This window comes from Mesorhizobium sp., from assembly GCF_004962245.1.
Taxonomy (GTDB): domain Bacteria; phylum Pseudomonadota; class Alphaproteobacteria; order Rhizobiales; family Rhizobiaceae; genus Mesorhizobium.
In genome coordinates this window covers 75,394-99,701 of record NZ_SUHQ01000015.1, presented here as the reverse complement: position 1 = coordinate 99,701, position 24,308 = coordinate 75,394, and the positions used below count along the sequence as shown (strand labels likewise).

At 63.6% G+C, this 24,308-nt stretch carries 23 protein-coding genes; 7 read left to right on the top strand and 16 right to left on the bottom strand.

Annotated features, from left to right (window positions below):
• Nucleotides 1–19 precede the first annotated feature (19 nt).
• The 7 genes from E5X88_RS17535 to E5X88_RS17505 all read right to left on the bottom strand — a co-directional run bounded on the left by E5X88_RS17535 (nucleotide 20) and on the right by E5X88_RS17505 (nucleotide 8,836).
• On the bottom strand, nucleotides 20–1,195 hold the full coding sequence (locus tag E5X88_RS17535; RefSeq protein WP_292163464.1) for a PLP-dependent transferase: 1,176 nt from the start codon (nucleotides 1,193–1,195) through the stop codon (nucleotides 20–22).
• The gene (locus tag E5X88_RS17530; RefSeq protein WP_292163462.1) at nucleotides 1,192–1,932 is read right to left on the bottom strand and encodes a FadR/GntR family transcriptional regulator; all 741 of its coding nucleotides are present in this window, start codon (nucleotides 1,930–1,932) and stop codon (nucleotides 1,192–1,194) included. Before E5X88_RS17530 ends, E5X88_RS17535 begins: the two co-directional genes overlap by 4 nt.
• Nucleotides 1,933–2,395: 463 nt before the next feature.
• Nucleotides 2,396–4,417, bottom strand: a complete 2,022-nt coding sequence (locus tag E5X88_RS17525; RefSeq protein ID WP_292163460.1) for a hypothetical protein — start codon at nucleotides 4,415–4,417, stop codon at nucleotides 2,396–2,398.
• A gap of 580 nt (nucleotides 4,418–4,997) precedes the next feature.
• Entirely contained in the window at nucleotides 4,998–5,447 is a 450-nt protein-coding gene (locus E5X88_RS17520) for a DNA polymerase III subunit chi (RefSeq protein WP_292163459.1), read from the bottom strand.
• A gap of 19 nt (nucleotides 5,448–5,466) precedes the next feature.
• The gene (locus E5X88_RS17515; RefSeq protein ID WP_292163575.1) at nucleotides 5,467–6,963 is read right to left on the bottom strand and encodes a leucyl aminopeptidase; all 1,497 of its coding nucleotides are present in this window, start codon (nucleotides 6,961–6,963) and stop codon (nucleotides 5,467–5,469) included.
• A 177-nt stretch (nucleotides 6,964–7,140) separates the two neighbouring features.
• The gene (locus E5X88_RS17510; RefSeq protein ID WP_292163457.1) at nucleotides 7,141–7,518 is read right to left on the bottom strand and encodes a VOC family protein; all 378 of its coding nucleotides are present in this window, start codon (nucleotides 7,516–7,518) and stop codon (nucleotides 7,141–7,143) included.
• A gap of 142 nt (nucleotides 7,519–7,660) precedes the next feature.
• Entirely contained in the window at nucleotides 7,661–8,836 is a 1,176-nt protein-coding gene (locus E5X88_RS17505) for an NAD(P)/FAD-dependent oxidoreductase (RefSeq protein WP_292163455.1), read from the bottom strand.
• 28 nt (nucleotides 8,837–8,864) lie between these two features.
• On the opposite strand from E5X88_RS17505, the gene E5X88_RS17500 reads away from it, so the two are divergent.
• The 7 genes from E5X88_RS17500 to rsmA all read left to right on the top strand — a co-directional run bounded on the left by E5X88_RS17500 (nucleotide 8,865) and on the right by rsmA (nucleotide 16,973).
• The gene (locus E5X88_RS17500) at nucleotides 8,865–9,056 is read left to right on the top strand and encodes a hypothetical protein (RefSeq protein WP_292163454.1); all 192 of its coding nucleotides are present in this window, start codon (nucleotides 8,865–8,867) and stop codon (nucleotides 9,054–9,056) included.
• Between the two features lie 113 nt (nucleotides 9,057–9,169).
• Complete coding sequence (lptF, locus tag E5X88_RS17495) at nucleotides 9,170–10,372, top strand: LPS export ABC transporter permease LptF (protein WP_292163452.1); 1,203 nt, start codon at nucleotides 9,170–9,172, stop codon at nucleotides 10,370–10,372.
• 16 nt (nucleotides 10,373–10,388) lie between these two features.
• A complete protein-coding gene (lptG, locus tag E5X88_RS17490; RefSeq protein ID WP_292163451.1) occupies nucleotides 10,389–11,471 on the top strand; it encodes an LPS export ABC transporter permease LptG in 1,083 nt (360 codons plus the stop codon).
• A complete protein-coding gene (locus E5X88_RS17485; protein WP_292163449.1) occupies nucleotides 11,471–13,897 on the top strand; it encodes an LPS-assembly protein LptD in 2,427 nt (808 codons plus the stop codon). Before lptG ends, E5X88_RS17485 begins: the two co-directional genes overlap by 1 nt.
• Before the next feature lie 250 nt (nucleotides 13,898–14,147).
• Nucleotides 14,148–15,083 carry a peptidylprolyl isomerase gene (locus E5X88_RS17480; protein ID WP_292163447.1) on the top strand — a complete coding sequence of 312 codons (936 nt, stop codon included), beginning with the start codon at nucleotides 14,148–14,150 and terminating at the stop codon, nucleotides 15,081–15,083.
• A 23-nt stretch (nucleotides 15,084–15,106) separates the two neighbouring features.
• Entirely contained in the window at nucleotides 15,107–16,114 is a 1,008-nt protein-coding gene (gene pdxA, locus E5X88_RS17475) for a 4-hydroxythreonine-4-phosphate dehydrogenase PdxA (protein ID WP_292163573.1), read from the top strand.
• Between the two features lie 19 nt (nucleotides 16,115–16,133).
• Entirely contained in the window at nucleotides 16,134–16,973 is an 840-nt protein-coding gene (gene rsmA, locus E5X88_RS17470; RefSeq protein WP_292163445.1) for a 16S rRNA (adenine(1518)-N(6)/adenine(1519)-N(6))-dimethyltransferase RsmA, read from the top strand.
• Between the two features lie 46 nt (nucleotides 16,974–17,019).
• Here the strand turns inward: rsmA and gmk are convergent, their stop codons facing one another.
• The 9 genes from gmk to fabD form a co-directional block, all read right to left on the bottom strand.
• Nucleotides 17,020–17,694 (bottom strand): guanylate kinase, encoded by a 675-nt coding sequence (gmk, locus tag E5X88_RS17465; protein ID WP_292163442.1) that lies wholly within the window; start codon nucleotides 17,692–17,694, stop codon nucleotides 17,020–17,022.
• A 5-nt stretch (nucleotides 17,695–17,699) separates the two neighbouring features.
• On the bottom strand, nucleotides 17,700–18,590 hold the full coding sequence (locus E5X88_RS17460) for a YicC/YloC family endoribonuclease (RefSeq protein ID WP_292163441.1): 891 nt from the start codon (nucleotides 18,588–18,590) through the stop codon (nucleotides 17,700–17,702).
• Nucleotides 18,591–18,765: 175 nt separating this feature from the next.
• Nucleotides 18,766–19,977 (bottom strand): endolytic transglycosylase MltG, encoded by a 1,212-nt coding sequence (mltG, locus tag E5X88_RS17455; RefSeq protein WP_292163439.1) that lies wholly within the window; start codon nucleotides 19,975–19,977, stop codon nucleotides 18,766–18,768.
• 102 nt (nucleotides 19,978–20,079) lie between these two features.
• A complete protein-coding gene (fabF, locus tag E5X88_RS17450; RefSeq protein WP_292163437.1) occupies nucleotides 20,080–21,342 on the bottom strand; it encodes a beta-ketoacyl-ACP synthase II in 1,263 nt (420 codons plus the stop codon).
• A gap of 34 nt (nucleotides 21,343–21,376) precedes the next feature.
• The gene (locus E5X88_RS17445; RefSeq protein ID WP_006203723.1) at nucleotides 21,377–21,613 is read right to left on the bottom strand and encodes an acyl carrier protein; all 237 of its coding nucleotides are present in this window, start codon (nucleotides 21,611–21,613) and stop codon (nucleotides 21,377–21,379) included.
• A 189-nt stretch (nucleotides 21,614–21,802) separates the two neighbouring features.
• A complete protein-coding gene (fabG, locus tag E5X88_RS17440; RefSeq protein WP_292163435.1) occupies nucleotides 21,803–22,540 on the bottom strand; it encodes a 3-oxoacyl-[acyl-carrier-protein] reductase in 738 nt (245 codons plus the stop codon).
• A 61-nt stretch (nucleotides 22,541–22,601) separates the two neighbouring features.
• Nucleotides 22,602–22,868, bottom strand: a complete 267-nt coding sequence (locus E5X88_RS17435; RefSeq protein ID WP_292163433.1) for a type II toxin-antitoxin system RelE/ParE family toxin — start codon at nucleotides 22,866–22,868, stop codon at nucleotides 22,602–22,604.
• On the bottom strand, nucleotides 22,852–23,073 hold the full coding sequence (locus tag E5X88_RS17430) for a ribbon-helix-helix protein, CopG family (RefSeq protein ID WP_292163429.1): 222 nt from the start codon (nucleotides 23,071–23,073) through the stop codon (nucleotides 22,852–22,854). The genes E5X88_RS17435 and E5X88_RS17430 overlap by 17 nt, the downstream gene beginning before the upstream one ends.
• A gap of 26 nt (nucleotides 23,074–23,099) precedes the next feature.
• A complete protein-coding gene (fabD, locus tag E5X88_RS17425) occupies nucleotides 23,100–24,092 on the bottom strand; it encodes an ACP S-malonyltransferase (protein WP_292163428.1) in 993 nt (330 codons plus the stop codon).
• Nucleotides 24,093–24,308: the final 216 nt, after the last annotated feature.

The window sequence follows — 24,308 nt, the reverse complement described above, 5'->3', positions numbered from 1 at the left end:
CCCTTCTTGTCTGGTTGCTTCAGGTCTTTTCTTCGGAAGCGGCTGTAATCGCCGCTTCCAGGTCACTCCACAGCGCCTCGGTTCCCTCAAGGCCGATATGGAGACGCACGGACCGCGGATGGACGCGGAACGCCAGCGCGGAATTGGGTTGGGCCTTCTGCTGCAGCACGACCTCGCCCGGCACGATGAGGCTTTCATGGCCGCCCCAGGACACGCCAAGCTTGAACAGCTTGAGACGGTCGGCAAACGTCCGGATGTCGATGCCGTCGCGGAAGACAAATGAGAACAGCCCGGACGTACCGGTGAGCCCCGCGGGAAGCCGGTTGGCCAGCCCCGGATGGCAGACCTTCTCGACGATCGGATGGTCCTGCAGGCGTCGTGCGATTTCTAGGCCGGACGCCTGATGCGCTCGCATGCGGATCGGCAGCGTGCGCAAGCCACGGATCAGGAGCCAGGCATCGAATGGCGACAGCTTGCCGCCGAGATATGGATAGGCTTCACCACGGATGCGGCCGATCAGGTCCTTCGAGCCCGCGACCACGCCGGCCACGACATCGCTGTGGCCGCCCAGATACTTGGACGCGGAGTGGACCACAACGTCGACGCCGAGCGACAGTGGCCGCTGGAAGACCGGGCTAGCCCAGCTGTTGTCGATGATGGTCGGGATGCCACGGGACTTCGCCAGCGCAGCGAGCGCACCGATGTCATGCGTTTCCATGACCCAGCTGGTCGGGCTTTCCATATAGAACAGCTTGGCGCCAGGCAGGGCGCTCGCGACAGCCGCCTCGTCACGGCCGTCGACATAGGTCACCTCGATGCGCATCCGCGCAAGCAGCGTCCCGAACAGCCGGAACGCGTCCGGGTAGATATGCCTGACCGCGACGATGCGGTCGCCCGGCTCGACGAAGCTCAGCACGGCCGACGAGATGGCGGACATGCCGCTCGCGAACCCGATGGCGTCCTCGGCGCCTTCCAGCTTTGCCAGCATTTCCTCGAACATGCGAACGGTCGGGTTTAGCCCACGCGTGTAGGTCGGCCGCACTTTCTCGCCGCGGTATGTCTCGAGCATCTCGTCGTAGCTCGGGAAGGTGAAGAGCGAGGTCTGCACGATCGGCGGCACGACGGCATCGAAGGCGTTGCCCTCGTCATGCGCAGCGATCAGCGATGCCTGGTCGAAAAAATCGGGACCGTTCATTTCGACATTTCCTCGATATCCTCTTCCACGACCTCGAGGATCTTCAGCGTTCTTCCGCGCGCCAGTTCCGCGTCCCTGGCGACGATGGCATCGAACAGCTCGCGGTGATGCGGGAACGATCGCCGCGCGAAATCCTGGCGGTCGAACGGATGGTCCCAGAAGCGCTCGAACGCTTCGCGCATCTGCCCCAGGAGCTGCCGGAAAAGCGGGTTGTGGGTGGCGTCATAGATGGCCAGGTGAAAGGCCAGGTCTTCCGGACCCGACGTGCCGGTGGCGAGATGGACGCGCTCCATCTCGATGAGCTTTTCCTCGATCGTCCGCAGATCGTCGGCCGTGCGCCGCCGCGCCGCGACCATGCTTGCCTCGGCCTCGATGCCGCGACGCACCTCGAGGGTGTGCAAGAGACCGTCGCGCAGCTCCGCCGTATCGAGCGACAACGGCAGATGGATGGTGCCGGCGGATATCGGCTTGAGCAGATAGGTGCCGCTGCCTTTGCGGGTCTCGGTGACGCCGAGCGCTTCGAAACGCCCCATCGCCTCCCGTATCGTCGAACGCCCGACGGAAAGCGCGGCCATCAATTCGCGTTCGGTCGGAAGCCGGTCACCGCTTTTCAGCGCGGCGCGCTCGACGTAGTCGGCCAGCGCTTCCATAACCTGTTTGCCGCGGTCCTGCGGCGGGAGCGTGGCAATTGCCACACGCGTGGCAGGTGCTCCGGGCCGTTCGCCGCGCGCTCGCATGGGCACCTATATCCAAAATTGGTCTGACATCTTAGCAGTTTTGCGCGCGATCGACCTTTCGTCAAGTGGCGGGGTAGTGCCTTAGTTGAATTTCGGCTCACGATCCTTTGTCTGCCCTTCGTTCGGAGGACGTCCAAGGCAAGCCCTGACCCGTACGCGACATTGGCCGTCGCATGCGCAGTGGTCCGGAATGGGGCCGTGAGCTGACGTTTGTCATGCGTTCGCGTGGCCGCACCGGCTTCTTCTGGTTGGGCGGCTGGCACTGCGTGCTTGCGCGTCATGAGATTCCTCGGAAAAGGCCGCTCATTGGCGCCGCCTGCCATTGTGCTGCAGGCCCTTCGGCCACGGGATTCATTTTCGAGTGAAGTGTCGCAGGGTTAACGCCAATGACTGCAGAGCAAGTACCGTTTGACCAATCGGCGAGACAAGGGCGCGGCCAGGGAGACCGCGCCCCGCCCGCGCGTCAGACGAAGAAGAAATCGGAGGCATCGATCAGCCCGGAGTCGAAATTGGCGATCTCTACGATTCCCTCCGCGAAGCTCAGCACGGTCGACCGTCCGTCCTGCGTGACGGCGACGTCCTCGAAGCTCTCGACGCCCGTATAGGTCGCGATCTCGATGCGATCGGCGCCGTTCTCGAAGCCCCGGATCAGGTCACTGCCGAAAGGTATCAGGTCGAAGACAAAGACGTCCTCGGCGCCGGCCTCGCCGAAGAGGGTATCGTCGTCCGCGCCGCCGGACATCCGCGCGCCGTCGCCGCCGGCCAGGAGCCGATCATCGCCTTCACCGCCCTTGATCTCGTCGAAGCCATCGCCGCCGCAGAGCCGGTCGTTGCCCTCGCCACCCGCGAGTTCGTCATCGCCCGCACCGCCCTGGATCCTGTCGCGGCCCTCGTCGCCATCGATCTCGTCGTCTCCCTTGCCGCCGAACAGCCGGTCGTGCCCCTCCTCGCCGGAGATCTCGTCATCCCCTCCGCCGCCATATGCACGGTCATTGCCGTCGCCGGTCTCGATCTGGTCGTCACCGCCGCGACCCCGGATCACGTCATTGCCGTCAAGCGCGATGAGCTGATCGTCCTCCTCGGTTCCGACCAGCCGATCCGGGCCGTCCGTGCCGACCCGCCGGCTGATGCCGGTTGCTTCAACCAGGGCATTGACTGTCTCGCCGCTGAGCGACGCATCGCTGACGGCAACGAAAGCATCGTCGAAGTCGCCGTCGAAGTCCTCGGTGCTGGCCAGGCCATCCTCGAAGCTCACCACCTCGACCCCGGCGAGGCCGTCGTCGATATCGCTTGCAAGGGCGTTCTCGCCGGCCACAGGGTTCAGGAAATTGAAGCCGTCGCGGTTGCCGACCGAGTGGAACGCCCGGATCGGCAGCAGGTTGCCGTCGGCATCGGTGACGACCGGCGCCACCCGGTCGTAGATGGTGGCCGGGCCCGGCGTGTAGGTCGTCGCGTCGTCGCCGTCGTAAACGTCGGCGACATCGCCCGAGGTGAAGTTGCGGAAGAAGAGGCCGCCGTCTGCGTAGTCCTCGAGCTCGAGGCCGAGCTCCTCGACATCCGGGATGAGGAACAGGCCGAGCGACTGCCCGGCCGCGACCGTCATCGTCGCCTTGGCGCCGGCCTTTACATCCTCGGTGTCGGCAAAGAGGATGCGCGCCTCGCCGATCTCGCCCGTCGCCGTGTCGAAGGTATAGGCGCCGATCGCGCCGTTGGTGCTCGCGTCCTCGCTGAGGAAGGTGATGGTCTTGGCAGTGCCGTCCCCCGCGAAGGCGAGCTCCGTCGGATCGACAGGGGCGGAGACGTCGACCTCGCGCCTGTTCTTGATCTCGATGACGAGCTCAGGCTCATCCTCCGAGAGCACCACCTCCTCCTCCAACACCAGGCCGATGCTGGGCGCGAAGTATTTGTAGGCGCCCACGCCGGGCTCCAGACCCGAAGTATCGAGGATCTTCACGACGCCGTCAAAAGAGCCGAAGTCGGTCTCGACAGTGAGGCCGGTCGCGATCACCTGGCCTTCATCCTCCGCCACGCCGGCGTAGAACTCCTGGAAATAGCTGTCGCCCGGCACCGGTGCCGTGCGCATGATCCATCCCGGCGCGGCCCCATCTACGCCCGCCTCCCACGATCCGCCGAAGTCGGTACCGATGAACTCGCCCTCGTCGTTGTAGTTGTAGTTCGTCGCGATCTCGCCCAGATACCAGACGTTGCCTTCATCGTCCTGCGCGTACCAGTCGAGTGTGTCCTCGACGAGAACGCCGTCAGCATAGGCCGTATCGCGGACGACGACCGTCTCGACGCCCTCGATCATCTTCGTCTCGAACGTGGTGAAGTGATCGTTGCGCTCCGTCTCCTCTTCGCCGGTCTCGGGATCGATAAGCGCGGCGCCGTAGCTGTTGATGGTGCCGCCGGGCAGCGGGAAGAACGTGTTGTCGATATTCGTGGAATTGCCGAACGTGGCGGCGGCGAAGTCGGGAAGGAGAGCCATGGGGATACCTCTCTGGTTTCAGCGACCTGAACGTGGTCACGGTAGCCCGTTCCGGCCGACCAACAACCGCTGCGGCACGTGCCATTTCTCCGATAACGCTCTCACGGACATTTCCGGAGGAGTCGTCGGATCGAGGTTCGCCGCGTCGGCGCTCAAATAACAGTACCCTCTAATTTAGGCCTTTATTGGCCCGTCTCGTTCTCTCCGCCAGATGGCATGGTCCTCGGCAACCTGCCTGGGTTCGGGAACGCGATCGGGGCAGCGTTCGGCTGCTACGTCGCGGCATCGTCGACCAGCAGATTTTTCGGCGGGTCGTCCCCGAGGGTGACTGAAATCGAGTTAGGAACGGTCGTTTCCTTCAATGCGAGCGAATGGCAACAATTGGCGCTGCTTGCTCGTTCCCATCTACGAGACGAATGGCGACATTCCACCGACAGCTGAAATTCAAACTGAGACACTATCCGTGGCTGGTATCCGACCCAAAACCGGTTTTCACGTTGGGTCCGATGCTCTATTCGGCATCGCGACCCAACTGCTCAGCGATCTGATCCCAGGTTGACGATAGCCGAGGCGGGACGCTTTACGCCTTGCGTTCCCAGCGCCGGTCTGATGTCTGCTGCCAATAGGTGACCGCGTGGCCGGCTTCCTTCATCGCCTTCCAGTGCGTGCGCGCCGCCTCGACCTGGGCCGTGTCGTGGCCGTCGAACAGAAACACGGCGCGTTCATAGCCGACAAGCTCCGGCGGCACGGCTCCGTCGACCAGGAAGCGGATCTGCGCCTCGTTCGGATTGCCCTGGCCGGTGGTCAAAAGGATCGGCTGCTCGGCCGGATAGGATTCGCGGTCCGTCGCATGCGCCAGGAACGAATCGTCCCTGAAGGTCCAGAGATGCTGGTCCAGCGCGTCGCGCCGCTCCTCGGTACCGGTCTGCACCACGGCGCGCCAGCCGCGATCGACGCTGCGCTCGAGCAGGCCGGGCAGCGCATCCTCCAGCGTCGATTCGGTCAGGTGGTAGAACAGGACATCGGCCATGATCGCGCCTTGAAAGGCCTCATCCCTCGTAGTTGTCGCGCACCAGCCGGTCGAGCAGCCTGACGCCGAAGCCGGAGCCCCATGACTGGTTGATCTCGTTGGACGGCGCGCCCAGCGCGGTGCCGGCGATGTCGAGATGTGCCCAAGGCGTATCCTTGACGAAGCGCTGCAGGAACTGTGCCGCGATGATCGCGCCGCCGTAGCGGCCGCCGATGTTCTTCATGTCGGCATTTTTCGAATCGATCAGCTTGTCGTATTCGGTGCCTAGCGGCATCCGCCACACCCGTTCCTGCGTCGCCTGCCCGGCGCTCGTCAGCCTGTCCGCCAATTCGTCATTGTTGGAGAACAGACCGGCATAGTGCTGGCCGAGCGCAACCATGATGGCGCCGGTCAGCGTCGCCAGATTGACCATCAATTTCGGCTGGAAGCGGTCGTTGCAGTACCACAGCGCGTCGGCCAGGACGAGGCGGCCTTCGGCGTCGGTATTGAGCACCTCGATGGTCTGGCCCGACATCGAGGTGACGATGTCGCCAGGGCGTTGCGCATGGCCGTCGACGGCATTTTCCACCAGCCCGATGACACCGACGACGTTCGCCTTGGCCTTGCGGGCGGCCAGCGCGTGCATCAGCCCGGTCACGGCGGCCGCGCCGCCCATGTCGCCCTTCATGTCCTCCATGCCGGAGGCCGTCTTTATCGAATTGCCGCCGGTGTCGAACGTGACGCCCTTGCCGATAAAGGCGACCGGGCTGTCCTTGGCCTTGCCGCCGTTCCAGCGCATGACGGCCATGCGGGCTCCACGCGGCGAGCCTTGCGCGACGCCGAGCAGCGAGCCCATGCCGAGCTTCTTCATCTCTTTCTCGACCAGGATCTCGACCGTGACGCCGAGCGCTTCCAGTTCGCCGACGCGGGCGGCGAATTCCACCGGCCCCAGTACATTGGCCGGTTCGTTGACCAGATCGCGCGCCAGGAACACCCCGTCGATCACCGCGACTTCGTCGGCGAAGGCCTTTTTCGCCGATGCCGGATCGGTGGTGTGGATGGTCACCTTGGCCGGCTTCTTGGACTCGACCTTCTTGCCGTCATTCTCCTTTTTCGTCTTGTACTTGTCGAAGACATAGCTGCGCAGAAGGATGCCCGCGGCAAGCTGTGCCGCTTGCTTGCCGCCGACGGCAGCACCCGGCAGATCGACCACGACGGCCACCTCGGCCGCCTTGCGCAAGGATGCAGCGATGGTGCCGCCAAGCTTGAGCCACGCATGGTCGTCGAGCCCCGAGACCTTGCCGACACCGACCGCCACCAGCCGGTCGAGCGATGTGCCCTCCGGCGCCAGCACTTCGACCAGGCTGGCGAACTTGCCGGAAAAGTCGGCCACCGGAAACGCCCGCTCCAGGGTCTTTGCCGGATCGCAAGCCTTCGCCGCGTCGCCGAGGCCGCCATCGTCGGCCGCCAGCACGAAGACACCGCCCTTTTTGGGCGCTGCGAATTTGGCGAAGGCGATCGAAGGTCTCGAAGTCATCATGTCCTGCTTTCGGGAACGGCGTTGAGGTTTTTGGGAGAGTGACTTGACGAAACCCGATATTTGGCCGTTTCCGACCGGAAGCACCACCCTATTTTTCAAGCCTCGATCAATTGGCCTTTCGGCCGGTTCTCGCCCATCGCGGATCCCCGATGGGACCGCCTTGTCTTTCTCGGGTCAATGGGCGGCAGGTTGAAACAACTCGATCACATTCCCGGACGGATCCTCGAGCAGGATTTGAGAACCGCCGACACCGGTTATGATATCGTTGCGAAAGACAAGCCCGGCGCCCTTCAGGCGCGCAACCTCTTCCTTCAGGTCCGGCACCAGCAACAGCAAGCGGTTCCATCCTCCCGGAACCGGCCGGCGACCATCCGGCATCGCCCGGGCACCGGAACTGCCGGGGCCACTCAAGAGAAGGCGCAGTGGACCACGCGTGACGGACGCAAACGCCGGCCGTGCGTCCTGTTCAATGGAGAAGCCCAGATGTCCCGTGTAAAAGTCGACGGAGGCGGCGACATCATCGACAATGTAGCGAATGCTGGCCGGTGTCATCACCCTTACCTTTCAGTTTGAAATGGCCTTTCAGTTTGAGGGGGCCTTTCAGTTCGAGGTGCGTTCTATCAAAGGGCATCCGCTGTCGGCAATGCCCCGGCCACGAACCGGGCGCTCGTGTCGGCATCCCATGCGTTGCAGATCATCGTCCCTGCCTGACGATCTGCTGCGTGATCGCCTTGGCCTGAATGCGGGCATTGGCGAAACAACCGCGAATGCTTGGCCGCATGCCGGTAAACCACAGACCGGGCAATTTCGGGTCGGTCTCGCCGCCGTTGAAAAGGGGAACGCCCTTGCCATCGAGGACGCCGAGCTTGCCGACCATGCGTTCGAGCCCGGTGCGGTAGCCGGTCGCCGCGATGACGATATCGGGAACAATCAGGTCGCCATTGTCGAGGAAGACGCCGTCGCTGGTAAATTCGCGCACCTGCGGCAGGACCACGATCTTGCCGGCCTTGATGGCGCGGACGGCGCCGTCGTCGGTGGCGATCGCGGTGTAGTCGGCAGTCAGGCGACTTGCGCCTCCCGAGGACGCGCGCGGCAGGCCAAACTTCTTCAAGTCGCCGAAAACCAGGCGCTGCGTTGCCGCCATCACCGCATCGGCGAGCCACAACGGCAAGCGCGCCATGAACGGCGAAAGCCTGTGGACGGCGATCTTGCCGATGCGTTTCGGCAGCAGCGAGGGGCCGTTGCGGGCCGACAGCCAGATAGAGGCGGCATTCGCCCCCGCCAGATGATTGAGCACGTCGAAGCCCGAATTGCCGGCGCCGACAACCAGCACTTTTTTTCCCGCATAGTCCTCGGCTTTGCCAAAATCCGCCGAATGCATGATGCGGCCGGCAAAGTCGCTGGCGCCCTTCCACTGCGGAATGAACGGCTGCCGGTCGCGCCCGGTGGCAATGACGACATGACGCGCCAGCAGGGACCCGGCAGTGGTCTCAACGGTCCAGTGATCGCCGTTGAACGCGATCTCCTCGACGGCGACGCCAAGCCGGACCGGCAGACTGTGCGCCTTGCTGAAATCGTTCAGATGGCGGACGACGGCGGTCTTGTGGGGAAAAGCGGGGGTGCCCGCGGGGTAGTCGACGCCAGGCAGTGTCGAGAGATCACGATGCGAATTGAGGTGCAGCCGTTCGTGCCGCCGGTACCAGGGCTCGGCAAGCCGGCTTTCCTTTTCCAGGACAAGCGTTGGTACGCCGGCCTTCACCAGCGCATGTGCGGCAGCCAGCCCCGCCGCGCCTGCGCCGATCACGATCGCATCGTGAAAAATCGATTCCTGGCCGGCTTGACCGCGCAATTCTGTTGCTTCTGCTTCCATGCCTGTACCTGCCACGGCGGCCATAACCGTGATCGGCGCGACATTTGGTCGTTTTCCGGCATTTGGCAAGACTTTGCCGGAATCAGATCCCATATGGCGTATGGAATCGATGGCGATTCGTCGCGGCACGGCCCCGCTTTCCTGCCGCAACCTGTTGTTAACCATTGATGTTCGCGCTTTCTTATCCATTGCCGCCGACACTCCGGCCCACCGGGAATAATGATGCGGGACGGGACGGGTCGACCGCCAAACGGAACCGGTTGTACAGGCGTGGCCGGACGACTACCTTGTCTGGAGGCATGATGCCGTTCGGCAAAATCGAGAAAAGCCTTCATGAAGGTCGTTGAACGCTACATCATGCGTCGCGCATTGGCGGTCTTCCTGGCAGCGCTCATCTGGACGCTGGCGATCGTATGGACGACGCAGGTGCTCGCCCGCATCGACCTCGTCACCGACAGCGGCCAGTCGGCGCTGACCTTCTTCGAGGTCGCTGCCCTGATCATTCCGTCGATCGTCCCGATCGTCGTGCCTTTCGCCCTGGTGGTCGCAGTCGCGCAGACGCTGAGCGCGATGAATTCCGACTCTGAGCTTGCCGTCTTGAACGCCGCGGGCGCCTCGCGCTGGACCATCGTCAGGCCGATCATGCTCCTGGCGCTGGCGGCCAGCGTTCTTTCATTCGCCGTCGATAACGGCATTGACCCCTATGCACGCCAGAAAAACCGCCAACTGGTGGCGTCGTCGCGTGCCGATCTGTTGTCGCTGATCATCCAGGAAGGGACCTTCCGCAAGATCGATGACGGCCTCTTCCTGCAGATTGGCGAACGGCTTCCAGACAACCGCCTCGGCGGCATCTTCGTCGCCGATTCGCGCGAGGAAGGCGCCAACCTCATCTACTACGCCAAGACCGGGGCCATCATCGAAAGCGGCGACGAGAAGGTGCTGATGATGAACGACGGCGTCATCCATCGCGAAACGCTGACAGGCGACCTTTCGGTCATCCGGTTCACCTCCTATGCCTTCGATCTGTCCGCCTTCATGTCGGCCTCATCCGACGTATTGCTTTTGCCGAAGGACCGGACGACCCAGTACCTGCTCAATCCCAGTCCCAACGACAAGATGTTCCAGAGGGCGCCGAACAGGTACCTGGCCGAGCTCAATCAGCGTTTTTCCGAATGGTCCTATTCACTCGTCTTCGCGCTGATCGCGCTCGCGGTCGCGGGAGACGCGCGCTCCCATCGCGAGGCGCGCATTCACCCGCTGATAACGGCCATCGCGCTTGCGCTTTTCGTACGCTGGCTTGGTTTCTTTGCCGCCGGCAAAGCCGACAAGATTCCGGAATACGCCTATATGGTCTACGGCGTTCCGATCGTGGCGTCCGCAGTGGCGATATGGTTCATCGTTTCCAATCGGACCATGGAGCTGCCGGTCGCCTGGGCCGACTGGATGACGAATTTCGCCGGCCGCTTCGGTGAGGGCTGGAGCGCCATCAAGCTCCGCTTCGCCAGGCGTGGCGCTTCTGGCCAAGGGGCCGGCTGATGGGCTGGGCACGCTAATGGGCTGGACTCTGGGTCGATACTTCTTCTTCCGTTACGTGACGATCACCATCTGGTTCTTCGTCGGCCTCCTGGCGCTTGTGTTCCTGATCGACTTCACCGAGCTTTCCAGCCGCATGACCGGCCTGCCAGGCTTCACCTACGGTACGGCGTTCGCCATTTCAGGGCTGAGGATGCCGATGATCATGCTGCAGACAGTGCCGTTCGTCGGGCTGTTCTCGGCGATGGCGACGCTGGTCTCGCTCAATCGCAGATATGAACTGGTCATCGCACGTTCCGCCGGCGTGTCCGCATGGCAGTTCCTGCTGCCGTGCTGCATCGGGGCGCTGCTGTTCGGCGTGCTGTCGGTCGGCGTCATCAATCCGATCGCTGCGCATGCGTTTTCCTGGTCCGAGAGAATCGAGACCCAGCTCCGCTCCGGCAAGTCGAGCGCCGTCTCGGCCGATGCCGCCCCCTGGATCCGGCAGAAAACCAGTTCCGGCGATACCATCATCGGCGCGCGCGCCATTCTCAATCAGGGGCTGGAGATGGCCGACGCCGTCTTCTTCGTCCTCAACCCGCAAGGCGACATCGTCGAACGCAAGGATGCGGTGCACGCCTATTTGCGAGATGGCTACTGGGAGCTGCAGGACGTCAAGGTTTTCCGGGACGGCAACATCCAATCGATAGCAAGCGACCGAGTGCCGACCAACCTCAAGCCCGAATTCGTGCAAGAGCGGCTGGCGCGCCCGGAGACCATCCCTTTCTACGATCTGCCCAGCAAGATCGAGGTTGCCCGCTCCTTCGGCCTCAAGGCAAATGCCTTTGCCATGCAGTTTGATTCGCTGGTGGCGCTGCCGTTCCTTCTCGTCGCCATGACGCTGATCGCTGCAACGGTGTCGATGCGATTTGCAAGGATGGGACAATCCGCGACGATGATTCTGGGTGGCGTCCTGGCCGGGTTTCTGCTTTATGTCGTGACGGTGCTGGTCAAGGCATTCGGTGTTGCGGGATTCGTACCCACAGTCGTGGCTGCATGGGTTCCGGTTGTCGTGGCTATGTTCTTCGGGGTGACTTTCTTGCTTTACAAGGAAGACGGCTAGTGAGGGGGGCGGTTTTGCGTAGCCATAGGCAGGCCGGTTTGGCACGCCTCTATGGGGCGAGCGCCTTGGCATGCCTGCTCGCTTGCGTCGTCCCGACAGTTCCGGCTTCTGCCCAGGATATCAGCGATATGGCGCCGGACGTCCCCGCCGACTCGCAAATGCTGCTGGCGGCAGATACGCTGGTCTATGACAACGACAACCAGACGGTAACGGCCGTCGGCGGGGTCCAGATCGATTATGGCGGCAACCGCCTCGTCGCCCAGCGGGTGCAATACAACCGCAACACCCAGCGCCTCGTCGCCAGTGGCAATGTCGAGGTCATCAACAGCGACGGCACCAAGATCTATTCGCAGCATGTCGACATAACCGACGATTTCGCCGACGGCTTCGTCAATGCGCTGCGCGTCGAAACCGTCGACAAGGCGTATTTCGCCGCCGAAAGCGCGGAGCGCATGGGCGGCGTGCTGACGACGTTCCACAATGGCGTCTACACGGCCTGCGAGCCATGCGCGGACAAACCGGACAAGGCACCGACCTGGCGCATCAAGGCCAGGAAGATCATCTGGAACGGCGAGAAGAAGACGGTCCGCTTCGAGAATTCAAATTTCGAGTTCTTCGGCTTTCCGCTCGCCTACCTGCCGGCCTTCGAGATTGCCGACCCTACCGTCAAGCGCAAGAGCGGCTTCCTGAACCCCAGCGTTGCCTACAAGAGCGACCTCGGCGCCGGCATCAAGGTGCCCTATTATTTCGCGCTTTCGCCGACCTATGACCTCACCGTCACCGGCAGCGGCTACACCAAGCAAGGCTTCCTAGGCGAGGCCGAATGGCGCCAGCGCTTCAACAACGGCCAGTACAGCCTGAAGATCGCCGGCATCCGGCAAGAGAACCCCGAGGAGTTCATCGACAGCTACGGCCCCACTGTGGATTCTGGTGCGGCCGGTGATCCGAACAAGTTCCGTGGCATGATGGGCACCAAGGGGCAGTTCGCTATCAATCCGCGCTGGGACTTCGGCTGGAATGTCCTGTTGCAGACCGACAAGAACTTCTCGCGCACCTACGCCATCGAAGACTTCAACGATAGCGTGCATCGCTCGGAGATCTATCTGACCGGCCTCAACGGCCGCAACTATTTCGATGTGCGCGCCATGCGCTTCGAGGTCCAGGAAAAGACGCTCCCTGACGATCCGACCGCACGTGCCGGCAAGCAGCCCTGGGTGCTGCCCTCGCTCGACTACGCCTACATCCCGGACATGGCGGTGGCCGGCGGCCAATTGTCGTTCAATGTCAACGCGCAGGCCATCAGCCGCGACAGGCTGGATAAAGTTCACGCTATCCCTGAGGATCTCACCTCAGACGTCGAACGCGTGCGCGGCATCGAGGGTCAATCGGGCCGTCTCACCGCCGAAGCCGAATGGAAGCGCACGTTCACCACCGATGGCGGGCTGCTGCTGACGCCATTGCTGGCGCTGCGTGGCGACGCCGGCTATGTCAATGCCTCTTCGCCCTCGCTCACCGCCATCAACGAGATGGCGATGAACCCGGATATAAACACCAGCGCCGACATGCGCTCCTCGCTCGCCCGCTACATGGCGACCGCCGGGCTGGAGATGCGCTGGCCTGTGCTGTTTTCGTCGACCAATTCCAGCCATATCTTCGAGCCGATGGCGCAGGTCTTTGTGCGTCCGAACGAGCAATATGTTGGTGGCCTCGCTGTCCCCAACGAGGACGCTCAGAGCTTCGTCTTCGATGCCACGACATTGTTCGAGCGCGACAAGTTCTCCGGTTACGATCGCATGGAGGGTGGCTCGCGCGCCAATGTCGGGCTGCGTTATTCCGGCGCCTACGACAATGGCTGGAGCACCAACGCCCTGTTCGGCCAATCCTATCAATTGGGCGGCTATAACTCGTTCGATTCACCGGACCTGGTCAATGTCGGCGCCTATTCGGGTCTTGAGACCGAGACCTCCGACTACGTTGGCCTTGTGGGCTTCAACAGCCCCGGTGGGCTTTCCGGCTCGGTCAGTGGCCGTTTCGACGAACAGAGCTTCGAGGTCCGCCGCGCCGAGGTGAAAGCGGCCTTTTCCGGCCTGCCGATTTCGTTCAGCGCCAAATACGCCTTCATCCAGGCGCAGCCGCTTTATGGCTTCACGACCGATCGCCATGAGGTCACGCTCGGCGCCTCGACGCAACTTGCCGAGAACTGGCGTGTTTTCGGCACCGGCACCTACGATCTGGAGCAAAGTGTCCTGGTCAAGGACGGGATCGGTTTTGCCTATAGTGATTCATGCTTCACTTACTTGATGACGTTCTCGGAAACCCGCGACCTGAACACCAGGGAAGTGTCGCAGAATGTCGGCTTCAACCTGTCGTTTCGCACGCTCGGCGATTTCGGCTCATCACAAAGCTCCTTCGGCGCTATCCAGTAGCAGACGACCGGCCAGTGGACGACTGGCCAGCAACAGACGGCCGGAACGGGCGGCCCGCCAACGCATCGGCCTGAGATTGGAATTAGATTTTAAGAAAACACGATGCGTAGATTCAAAGTATTGGAGCGTACCTTGCGCGCCCAAGTGGACGCAGGTCGCTTAGCGACATCGTTTCGCCGCATAAGGCAGGCACGGGTTTCAGCTCCCTCAAAATGAGATAGAGTTGGGCCGGAACCGGGATAAAATTGGGATGCTTTCGATGAGGAAATACCTCTTTTCGGCAGGGTTCGCGCTGCTGGTGGCGGCGACCTCGGCCTCGATCACCATGACGACGCTGCCGGCTTTCGCCAGCCAGATCAAGTACGTCGTCAACAACGTACCGATCACCACCGGCGATATCCAGCATCGTGCGGCCTTTCTGCGCCTCCAGCGGAGGAAGGGCGACGCCGCAAACGAAATGATCGAGCAGACGCTGCGCCTCGCCGAAGCCAAGCGTCTCGGCATACGCATCAGCGACGCCCAGGTCGACGCCGCCTATCAGCGCTTTGCCACGACCAACAAGATGCAGCTCAAGCAGCTCGATGGCGTCATGGCGCAGTCCGGCGTCGGCAAGCAGCATTTCAAGGAGTTCATCCGCGCCCAGATGGCCTGGAATCAGGCGCTGACCGCGCGTCATCGTTCCGAGAGCGGTGGCGGCGCCATGACCGAACAGGACGCGGTCAGGCGCATGCTCGACAAGGGCGGCGCCAAGCCGACCGCCATGGAGTACATGCTGCAGCAGGTCATCTTCGTCGTGCCGGCGGCCGAGCGCAGCGCGACGCTTGCCAAGCGCAAGCGCGAGGCCGATGCCATGCGCGCCCGCTTCAACGGCTGCGGCACCTCGCGCGAATTCGCCAAGGGCCTGATCGACGTCACCGTTCGCGATCTCGGCCGGGTGCTGGCGCCGCAATTGCCGCCGGAATGGGCCGACCAGATCAAGGCCACCAAGGTCGGCGGCGCCACCCCCACACGCCAGACGGACCGTGGCGTCGAGTTCATCGGCATCTGCTCGTCGCGCGAAGTGTCCGACGACAAGGCCGCCCAGATGGTGTTCCAGAGCGAAGGCTCGACCGGCAAGGACGCCGACGATCTCTCCAAGAAGTATGTCGAGGAGTTGCGGAAGAAAGCCCGCATCGTCGAGCGCTGAAGTCGCCAGAGGCAGAGCTCCCGCTGGCGTTGAGCGTCGGCGATCCATCCGGCGTCGGGCCTGAAATCGCCATTGCCGCCTGGCAGGCGCGTGACAGCGCCGGTGTACCGCCCTTCTATCTCATAGCCGATCCGGCGCTGATTGCCGCACGGGCACGCCGACTCGGCGCCGATGTGCCAATCACGGAGACAAAGCCGGCCGAAGCGGCGCGTGTCTTTGCACGCGCCCTGCCCGTCCTGCCGCTCGTCGCCCGCTTCGTCGACGGCCCCGGCCGGCCGGACCCAGCCAACGCCGCCGGCATCATCGAGGCCATCGACCGCGCTGTTGACGATTGCCTTGGCGGCCGCGCCGCGGCGGTCGTCACGTGCCCGATCGCCAAGAAGCCGCTCTACGATGCCGGCTTCCGTTTCCCAGGCCACACCGAGTATCTGGCGCATCTGGCGACGCTCCACACCGGCGCCGAAGCGATGCCGGTGATGATGCTTGCCGGTCCCGAGTTGCGCACGGTTCCGGTCACCATCCATATTGCGCTGTGCGAGGTGCCGAAGGCGCTGACGACGGACCTGATCGTCGCGACCGCCCGCATCACCGCCGCCGACCTCGAACACCGCTTCGGCATCGCCAAGCCGCGGCTTGCCATTGCCGGCCTTAATCCGCATGCCGGCGAAGGCGGCGCGATGGGTGCGGAGGACGAGCACATCATCCGCCCGGCGATCGACAGGCTGAGGGCGGAGGGCATCGACGCCTTCGGGCCGCTGCCGGCCGACACGCTGTTCCATGCCCGCGCCCGAGCCGGCTACGATGTGGCGCTGTGCATGTATCACGACCAGGCGCTGATCCCGGCCAAGGCGCTTGCCTTCGACGAGGCGGTCAACGTCACGCTTGGCCTGCCCTTCATCCGCACCTCACCGGATCACGGCACCGCCTTCGATATCGCCGGCAAGGGCATAGCCCGGGCCGACAGCCTGATCGCGGCGCTGAGGCTCGCCCGCAGGCTTGCCGACACCGGGGCGAAGGCTGGCGCCGCATGAGCGCCTTGAGGGCGGTCGCATGAGCATCGACGGACTGCCGCCGTTGCGCGCGGTGATCGAACGCCATGGGCTGCAAGCGAAAAAGGCGCTCGGCCAGAATTTCCTGCTCGACCTCAACCTGACCGGCAAGATCGCGCGCGCCGCCGGCGACCTGACGGACGCCACGGTGATCGAGGTTGGTCCGGGTCCCGGCGGCTTGACCCGGGCGTTGCTTTCCCACGGCGCTGGCCGGGTCATCGCCATCGAGCGCGACGAGCGCTGCCTGGCAGCGCTCGCGGAAGTGTCGGACCACTATCCGGGCCGGTTGGAGATCATTGCCGGCGATGCGCTGAAGACGGATTTCGCAGCGCTTGCCAAAGGGGCGCATGGAGGCGATGGATCGGTGAAGATCGTCGCCAACCTGCCTTACAACATCGGCACCGAACTTTTGATACGCTGGCTGACCGTTGCCGATTGGCCGCCCTTCTACGCATCGATGACGCTGATGTTCCAGCGCGAGGTGGCCGAGCGTATCGTCGCCCGTCCCGGCAGCGATGCCTATGGCCGGCTGGGCGTGCTGGCCGGCTGGCGGACGGAGGCACGAATTGCCTTCGACGTGCCGCCGCAAGCGTTCACGCCGCCGCCCAAAGTAGTGTCGTCGGTGGTGCATCTGGTGCCGCGGGCAAGTCCCCTGCCCGCCGAGGTCAAGAAGCTCAGCCGCGTCACCGAAGCAGCCTTCGGCCAGCGCCGCAAGATGCTGCGACAGAGCGTCAAGAGCCTCGGCGGCGAAGCCCTGCTCACCCGCGCCGGCATCGATCCGACCCGCCGCGCCGAAACGCTTGACGTCGAGGAATTCGTGCGACTGACCAACGCGGTGTGAGAAGCTGCCAACCTCCCCACAAGGGGGGATTGGCGCTCCACCGCCCCTAATCCGTCTTCTCGTCGAGCAACCCTGAGACGAAATCGAACAGGCCGGGCCGGCGGTCGCGTCTGAGCCGCTCGGCGGTGACGATGCCGCGCACCTCGGCGAAGGCGCGGTCGAGATCGTCGTTGATGATGACGAAATCGTATTCCTTCCAGTGCTCGATCTCGTTGCAGGCGTTTTTCAGACGCGTCTCGATCACTGATTCCTGGTCTTCGGCGCGGCGCTTCAGCCGGGCCTTCAGTTCCTTCATCGAGGGCGGCAGGATGAAGATCGAGACGATGTCGGCGCGCATCTTCTCCTTGAGCTGCTGGGCGCCCTGCCAGTCGATGTCGAACAGCATGTCACGGCCCTGTGCAAGCGCCAGTTCGGCCGGCTCGCGCGGCGTCGCGTAGCAATTGCCATGCACTTCGGCCCATTCGAGCAGTTCGTCTGAATCGCGAAGCCGTTCGAACTCGCGCATGGTGCGGAAATGATAATGGACGCCCTCGATCTCGCTGCCGCGGCGTGGCCGCGTCGTGACGGAGACCGACAGTTCGAGACTGGAATCGCTTTCCAGAAGATTGCGCGCGATCGTCGACTTGCCGGCGCCGGACGGCGACGACAACACGAGCATCAGGCCCCGGCGGCGAATGCGGGAACCCAGATCCTTAGCAACCATCGGCTCCTTGGCGACCATCAGGGTTACTCCAGATTCTGGACCTGTTCGCGGAACTGGTCGACGACCGCCTTCAGCTCCAGCCCTATGGCGGTGACCGTAGCGGCGTTCGACTTCGAACACAGCGTATTCGATTCGCGGTTGAATTCCTGCGCCAGAAAATCGAGCTTGCGGCCGATGGCGCCGCCGCCCGCCAGCAGCACCCGGCCGGACGCGACATGCGTCTTCAGCCGGTCGATCTCCTCGCGGATGTCGGCCTTGGTGGCCAGGAACGCAGCTTCCATATGCAGCCGGCTGGCGTCGAGATTGGCAGAGGCATCCATCAGCAGCCGGACCTGCTCGGCAATCCGTTCGCGGATCACCGCCGGCTCGCGCGACGGATCGGCCTCGGCGCGCAACGTCAGTGCCTCGATGGCGTCGATGTGGCCAGACAGCAGCGAACGCAGGGCGGCGCCCTCGCCCTGGCGTGCCTGCTCCAGCCCGCCCAGCGCCACTTCGAGCACCGAGAGGATCGCGCCGTCGAGCGCCGCCCGCGCCTCTTCGGTCTCGGCGGTTTCGGGGATGTCGAGCACGCCGCGCAGCGAAAGCAGCCCGTCGGCTGTCGCAGGCGCTACGCCGAACTGCTCCTGCAGCCGCTTGGCCAGCCCCGCCAGATCGCTCAGGAAGGCCTCGTTGACCACGGGCTGCGCCTGCTGGCCGGCGGCGCGGCCGATGGTCAGCGTGGCCTGGAAATTGCCGCGCGCAAAACGCTTTTGCACCGTCTGCCTGACAGACGGCTCCAGTCGCTCGAGGCCCTGCGGCAGCCGCAGCCTGACCTCGACGCTCTTGCCGTTGACCGACTTGACCTCCCAGGCGATCGACGTGCCGTCATGTTCGGCGACGGCCCGTGCAAAACCGGTCATGCTCTGCAAATTCATGATGCCCTTGCGTCCCCCTGGCGCATGATTCCGGAAGTGGTTCCGGGCAGGTCATGCGCGGCTTCAAAATGCCGGAGCGCCTCTTCGCCAAATCGGACGCGAGGCGCTCCTGATCAAAAACAGCACGTCCCTGCCGTCAAACGGATCGGAGGGACGATCTCAAAACCCTCCGGCGCTACTGCGCCGCTCCCGCATCGCCGTCCACCGGCGCATCGGTCTGACCTTCCACTTTGGCGGCGTCCGCCTTGGCGGCCTCACCGGCCAGCTTCTTCTGCAGCGCCCGGTAGCGGGCGACGTTCTCGTTGTGCTCGGCGAGCGTCGCGGCAAAGACGTGACCGCCGGTGCCGTCGGCAACGAAATAAAGGTCGTCGGTCTTCGACGGGTTGGCAACGGCTTCCAGCGCGGCACGGCCGGGATTGGCGATCGGCGTCGGCGGCAGGCCGTTGATCAGGTAAGTGTTGTAGGGCGTCGGCTTCTGGATGTCCGACTGGTAGATCGGACGGTCGGCAGGTTTGCCTTTGCCGCCGAACAGGCCGTAGATAATGGTCGGATCGGACTGCAGCCGCATGCCCTTGGCCAGCCGGTTGAGGAAGACGGCCGCGACCCGCGAGCGTTCATCTCCCCTGCCCGTCTCCTTCTCGACGATCGAAGCCAGGATGACGAAGTCCTCGACATTGGCCAGCGGCAGGTCGGGCGCGCGCCGCTGCCAGACATCCTCGACCAGCTTCTTCTGGTCGGCCAAAAGCTTTTCGACCATCTGCTGGCGCGTCGCGCCGCGGGTGAAGCGCAGCGTGTCGGTAGCGAGGCTGCCCTCGGGTGGAATGGTCGCCGGCATATCGCCGTCGAGCGCTGCCTGATCGGCGATGCGCTGCAGCGCCTGCTCGACGGTCAGCCCCTCGGGGACGGTCAGCGAATACATCACCGACTTGCCGCTCTTCAGCAACTCCATGATGTAGCGCATGGAGGCCCGCGGCTTGATCTCGTATTCGCCGGCCTTCAGCGCGGCATCATTGCCATAGGCGCGCACGCCAAGGCGGAAGATGCGCGCGTCGCTGATCAGTCCACGCCGCTCGAGCTGGTCGGCAATTTCCTGGACTCCGGTGTTCGGCTTGACCAGGAAGGTGTCGGCATTGGCCGACGGGCCGGGTCCGTTGAATTCCTGCTTACCGAAATACAATGCAAAGCCGGCCGCCAGAATCACCAGCATCACCAGCGAAATGACGAAATTCATGAACACGACGAACTGGCTGCGCGAAGCGCGCGAGCGCTTGGGCGGCGGTGTGCCGGCTTCAGGCCGCAACGCCTCGTTGGCCGTCTTCGGCACGATCGGGCCCGACGGTGCGGGCCGTTGCCCGAATTCCCCGTTGTCCGCCGAATTTGTGTTCATGGCGCCCTGCCGCTTGATCTTGCAACGAATCCCCCTGGGCACAGTAGGGTGGAATATGGCAAAATTGACGGCACGCGCAAACCGTGCGGGTCGGCGAGCCGGTCAGCCATTGTAGCGCTGGAAAACCAGCGAGGCGTTGGTGCCGCCGAAGCCGAAGGAATTGGATAGCGCCACGTCGACCTGGCGGGCGCGCGGCTTGTGCGGCACCAGATCGATCGCCGTTTCGCGCTCCGGATTGTCGAGATTGATGGTGGCCGGCGCGATATTGTCGCGAATGGCGAGGATCGAAAAGATCGCCTCGGCGGCGCCCGCCGCGCCCAGAAGATGGCCTATCGACGACTTGGTCGACGACATCGATATTTTCGACGCGGCATTGCCGACCAGCCGCTCGACAGCGCCGAGCTCGATCGTGTCGGCCATGGTCGAGGTCCCGTGCGCGTTGATGTAGTCGACGTCTGCCGGCGTCAGCTTGGCCCGGTTCAGCGCTGCTACCATGCAGCGGAAGGCGCCGTCGCCATCCTCGGCCGGCGCGGTGATGTGATAGGCATCGCCGGTCAGGCCGTAACCGGTGACCTCGGCATAGATCTTGGCGCCGCGCGCCTTGGCGTGTTCCAGCTCCTCCAGAACGACGACGCCGGCGCCCTCGCCCATGACGAAGCCGTCCCGGTCGCGATCATAAGGACGCGAGGCCGTTTCTGGAGCGTCGTTGCGGTCGGTGGACAGCGCCCGGCAGGCGGCGAACCCGGCGATCGACAGCCGCGTCACCGGCGCCTCGGCGCCACCGGCGACCATCACGTCGGCATCGCCCCACATGATCAGCCGGGCGGCATCGCCGATGGCATGCGCGCCGGTGGAGCAAGCGGTGACGACGGCGTGGTTGGGGCCTTTCAGCCCATGCCGGATCGAGACCTGGCCGGAGACGAGATTGATGATTTGGCCGGGGATGAAGAATGGGCTGATGCGGCGCGGACCGCGCTCCTTCAGGATCATCGCGTTCTCGGCGATGCCTTCGATGCCGCCGATGCCCGAGCCGATCAGCACGCCGGTGGCGCACTGCTCCTCGTGCGTCTTCGGCGCCCATCCCGAATCCTTCAGGGCTTCGTCGGCGGCCGCGATCCCATAAAGGATGAAGTCGCCGATCTTGCGCAGTTCCTTCGGCTCGAGAACGGCCTCGGGATTGAAAGTGGCGTTCTCGCCGTTGCCGCGCGGAACGACGTGAGCGATCTTGCAGGCAAGATCCTCCACTTCGAACTCGGTGATGCGCTTGGCTGCGCTGCGGCCGGTAAGAAGCTCCTTCCAGCTATGCTCGAAGCCCATGCCGAACGGCGAAAGCAGCCCAAGGCCCGTGACGACGACACGCCTCATCGCAGGTCCTCCCCGGTGGTGACTGCAAATAGCGTCAGGCCGAAGCCTTGTCGATGTACTTCACCGCATCGCCAACAGTCAGGATGGTTTCGGCCGCATCGTCCGGAATCTCGACGCCGAACTCTTCTTCGAACGCCATGACGAGTTCGACCGTATCGAGGCTGTCCGCGCCCAGATCATCGATGAAGCTCGCCTGCTCCGTCACCTTGTCGGCGTCGACGCCAAGGTGCTCGATAACGATCTTCTTGACGCGCTCTGCGGTGTCACTCATTTGGGCATCCTCGTCTTTTGTTTGTCTGTCTTCGTTAGCGGGCAGAATGCCGCTAATCAAGCTGAAAGATGGTCCTGCCGGAAACGCAACGGCACCGGACCGGTTTTTGCCCGAACCGCCGGGTTGCGGGCCGCATTACACGAAAATCGGCTTGGGTCCAAGGCGAAAAGGGGTGTTTTCCCGCAACTGTCAAATCATCGCCATGCCGCCATTCACGTGGATGGTCTGGCCGGTGACATAGGCAGCCTCGTTGGAAGCGAGGTAGGCGACGGCGGAAGCGACTTCGGCGGTGGTGCCCATGCGCCGTGTCGGAATCGCCGCCATGATCGCCTCTTTCTGCTTGTCGTTGAGCTTGTCGGTCATGGCCGATTCGATGAAGCCCGGGGCGACGCAGTTGACGGTGATGTTGCGGGTGGCGATCTCTTGCGCCAGCGATTTGGAAAAACCGATCATGCCGGCCTTGGAGGCGCAGTAATTGGTCTGGCCGGGATTGCCGGTAACGCCAACGACCGAGGTGATATTGATGATGCGGCCGTGCCGGCGCCGCATCATCGGATGGGTGAGTTCGCGGGTCAGCCGGAACACGGCGGTCAGATTGACCTCGAGCACCGTATCCCAGTCGGCGTCCGCCATGCGCACGAACAGCCCATCCTTGGTGATGCCGGCATTGTTGACGAGAATGTCGACGCCGTCGAGATCAGCCTCGGCCTCCTGGCCGAGCGCCTTGACCTCGTCGCGATTGGCAAGGTTGGCCGGGAACAGCTTGACCCGGTCGCCGAGCTCGGCTGCCAGCGTTTCCAGCTTTTCGACGCGGGTGCCGTGCAGGCCAACTATGGCGCCCTGCGCGTGCAGCACCCGGGCGATCGCCTCGCCGATGCCTCCCGATGCGCCTGTGACGAGCGCCTTGCGACCGGTCAATTCGAACATGTGTTATCCTCTTTCCAAATCATAACAGGCCGGCCAAATCATAACAGGCCGGTGAGTTCGATTATCTGTAGACATCGCCGCTGTGGCCTATGGTTACCACCAGAATGACGAGCCGGTTATCCTGGACATCGCAAATGATCCGATAGTCGCCGACGCGATATCTCCAAAATGTTGCGAGCGGGCCCTTCAGCGGCTTGCCGAGTTCACGCGGGTTTTCGAGGACGGCAATGCGGTTTTCAATAAAATCGCGGATGCGGTGACGTGTCTGCGGATCCAGTTTTTCGACGAACTTACGCGCCGAGCGGGCATATTCAAGCGTCCAGGCCACGCCAGAAGTCCTCAGCCCTCATGACGTCCTCTTCACCACGCCTGATCCGCTCCAGGACTTCGGCGGTCAAATAATAGTCCTCCATGTCCTCCAGACCACGTTCGATGAGCTCGCGCAGATAGTAGGCCTTGCTGCGACCCGTCTTGGCCGCGAGAAAATCCAGGCGCTGCTCAACTTCAGGAGAAAGGCGGATCGATGTGGGCATGCCGCACCTCGTTGCGATACATGTATTCACGTAGCGCCAAGCGCCGATGAATTCAAGCTACGTGGCTCACCCAATGCCGCCATCGTCGCCTCGACATCGGCGGCGGTGCCGACGGCGCCGGTGGCGATGTCGCGGTTGATACGCCTCGCCAGCCCCGACAGCACCTTGCCGGCACCCACCTCGTAAAGCGTCGCAACGCCGTTCGCGCCGAACCATTCCACCGTTTCGCGCCAGCGCACGCGGCCGGTCACCTGTTCGACCAGGCGGCGGGCGATTGCGTCCGGATCGCTGGACGGGGTGACCGACACGTTGGAGACCACGGGCACGAACGGCGCGTTCTTCGTCACCCCGGCCAGCGCCTCGCGCATGATCTCGGCCGCCGGTGCCATCAGCGCCGAATGGAAAGGCGCCGAAACCTGCAGCATCAGCGCCCGCTTGGCGCCTTTTTTCGTGCACAGTCTCGCCGCCAGTTCGACCGCCGCCCTGGCGCCGGAGATCACCAGCTGGCCACCGCCATTGTCGTTGGCGATCTGGCAAACCGAGCCTTTGGCCGAACCTTTAGCAGCTTCAGCGCAGGCAGCTTCGACATCGGCCTGCTCCAACCCGATGATCGCCGCCATGGCGCCCTCCCCGGCCGGCACTGCCGCCTGCATGGCGTTGCCGCGGATACGCAAGAGCCGGGCGGCATCGGCGACCGAAACGAAGCCGGCGGCGGCAAGTGCCGAATATTCGCCAAGCGAATGGCCGGCGACATAGGCAATCTTGTCCTTCAGCGAGAAACCGCGCGATTCCAGCGCCCGGATCGCGGCAAGCGACACGGCCATCAGCGCCGGCTGGGCATTGGCGGTTAGCGTCAGCGTCTCTTCCGGCCCTTCCCAGATCAGCTTCGACAGGTTTTCGCCGAGCGCGTCATCGACCTCTTCGAAGATCTTCCGCGATTCCGGAAAGGCGTCGGCAAGGTCCTTGCCCATGCCGACAGCCTGGCTGCCCTGTCCCGGAAAGGTGAATGCGACGGCCATGTGTGCTCCCAAGCGGCTGATTTTTCCTGCCTGTGACGCAAGGCGGGCGGGCAAGTCAAGTCCGCTATCGGCCCACTCCAGCCCACTCCGGCTCGGCATCACTGGCCGAGTGCCTGTTACAAAAGGCTTTTTGGCGATCACTCCTGATGAAAACCGCTCACGATTCGTTTGCTGGCTCTTCTTATTTCAGCCACAGACGCTAGCTTTTCGTGACAG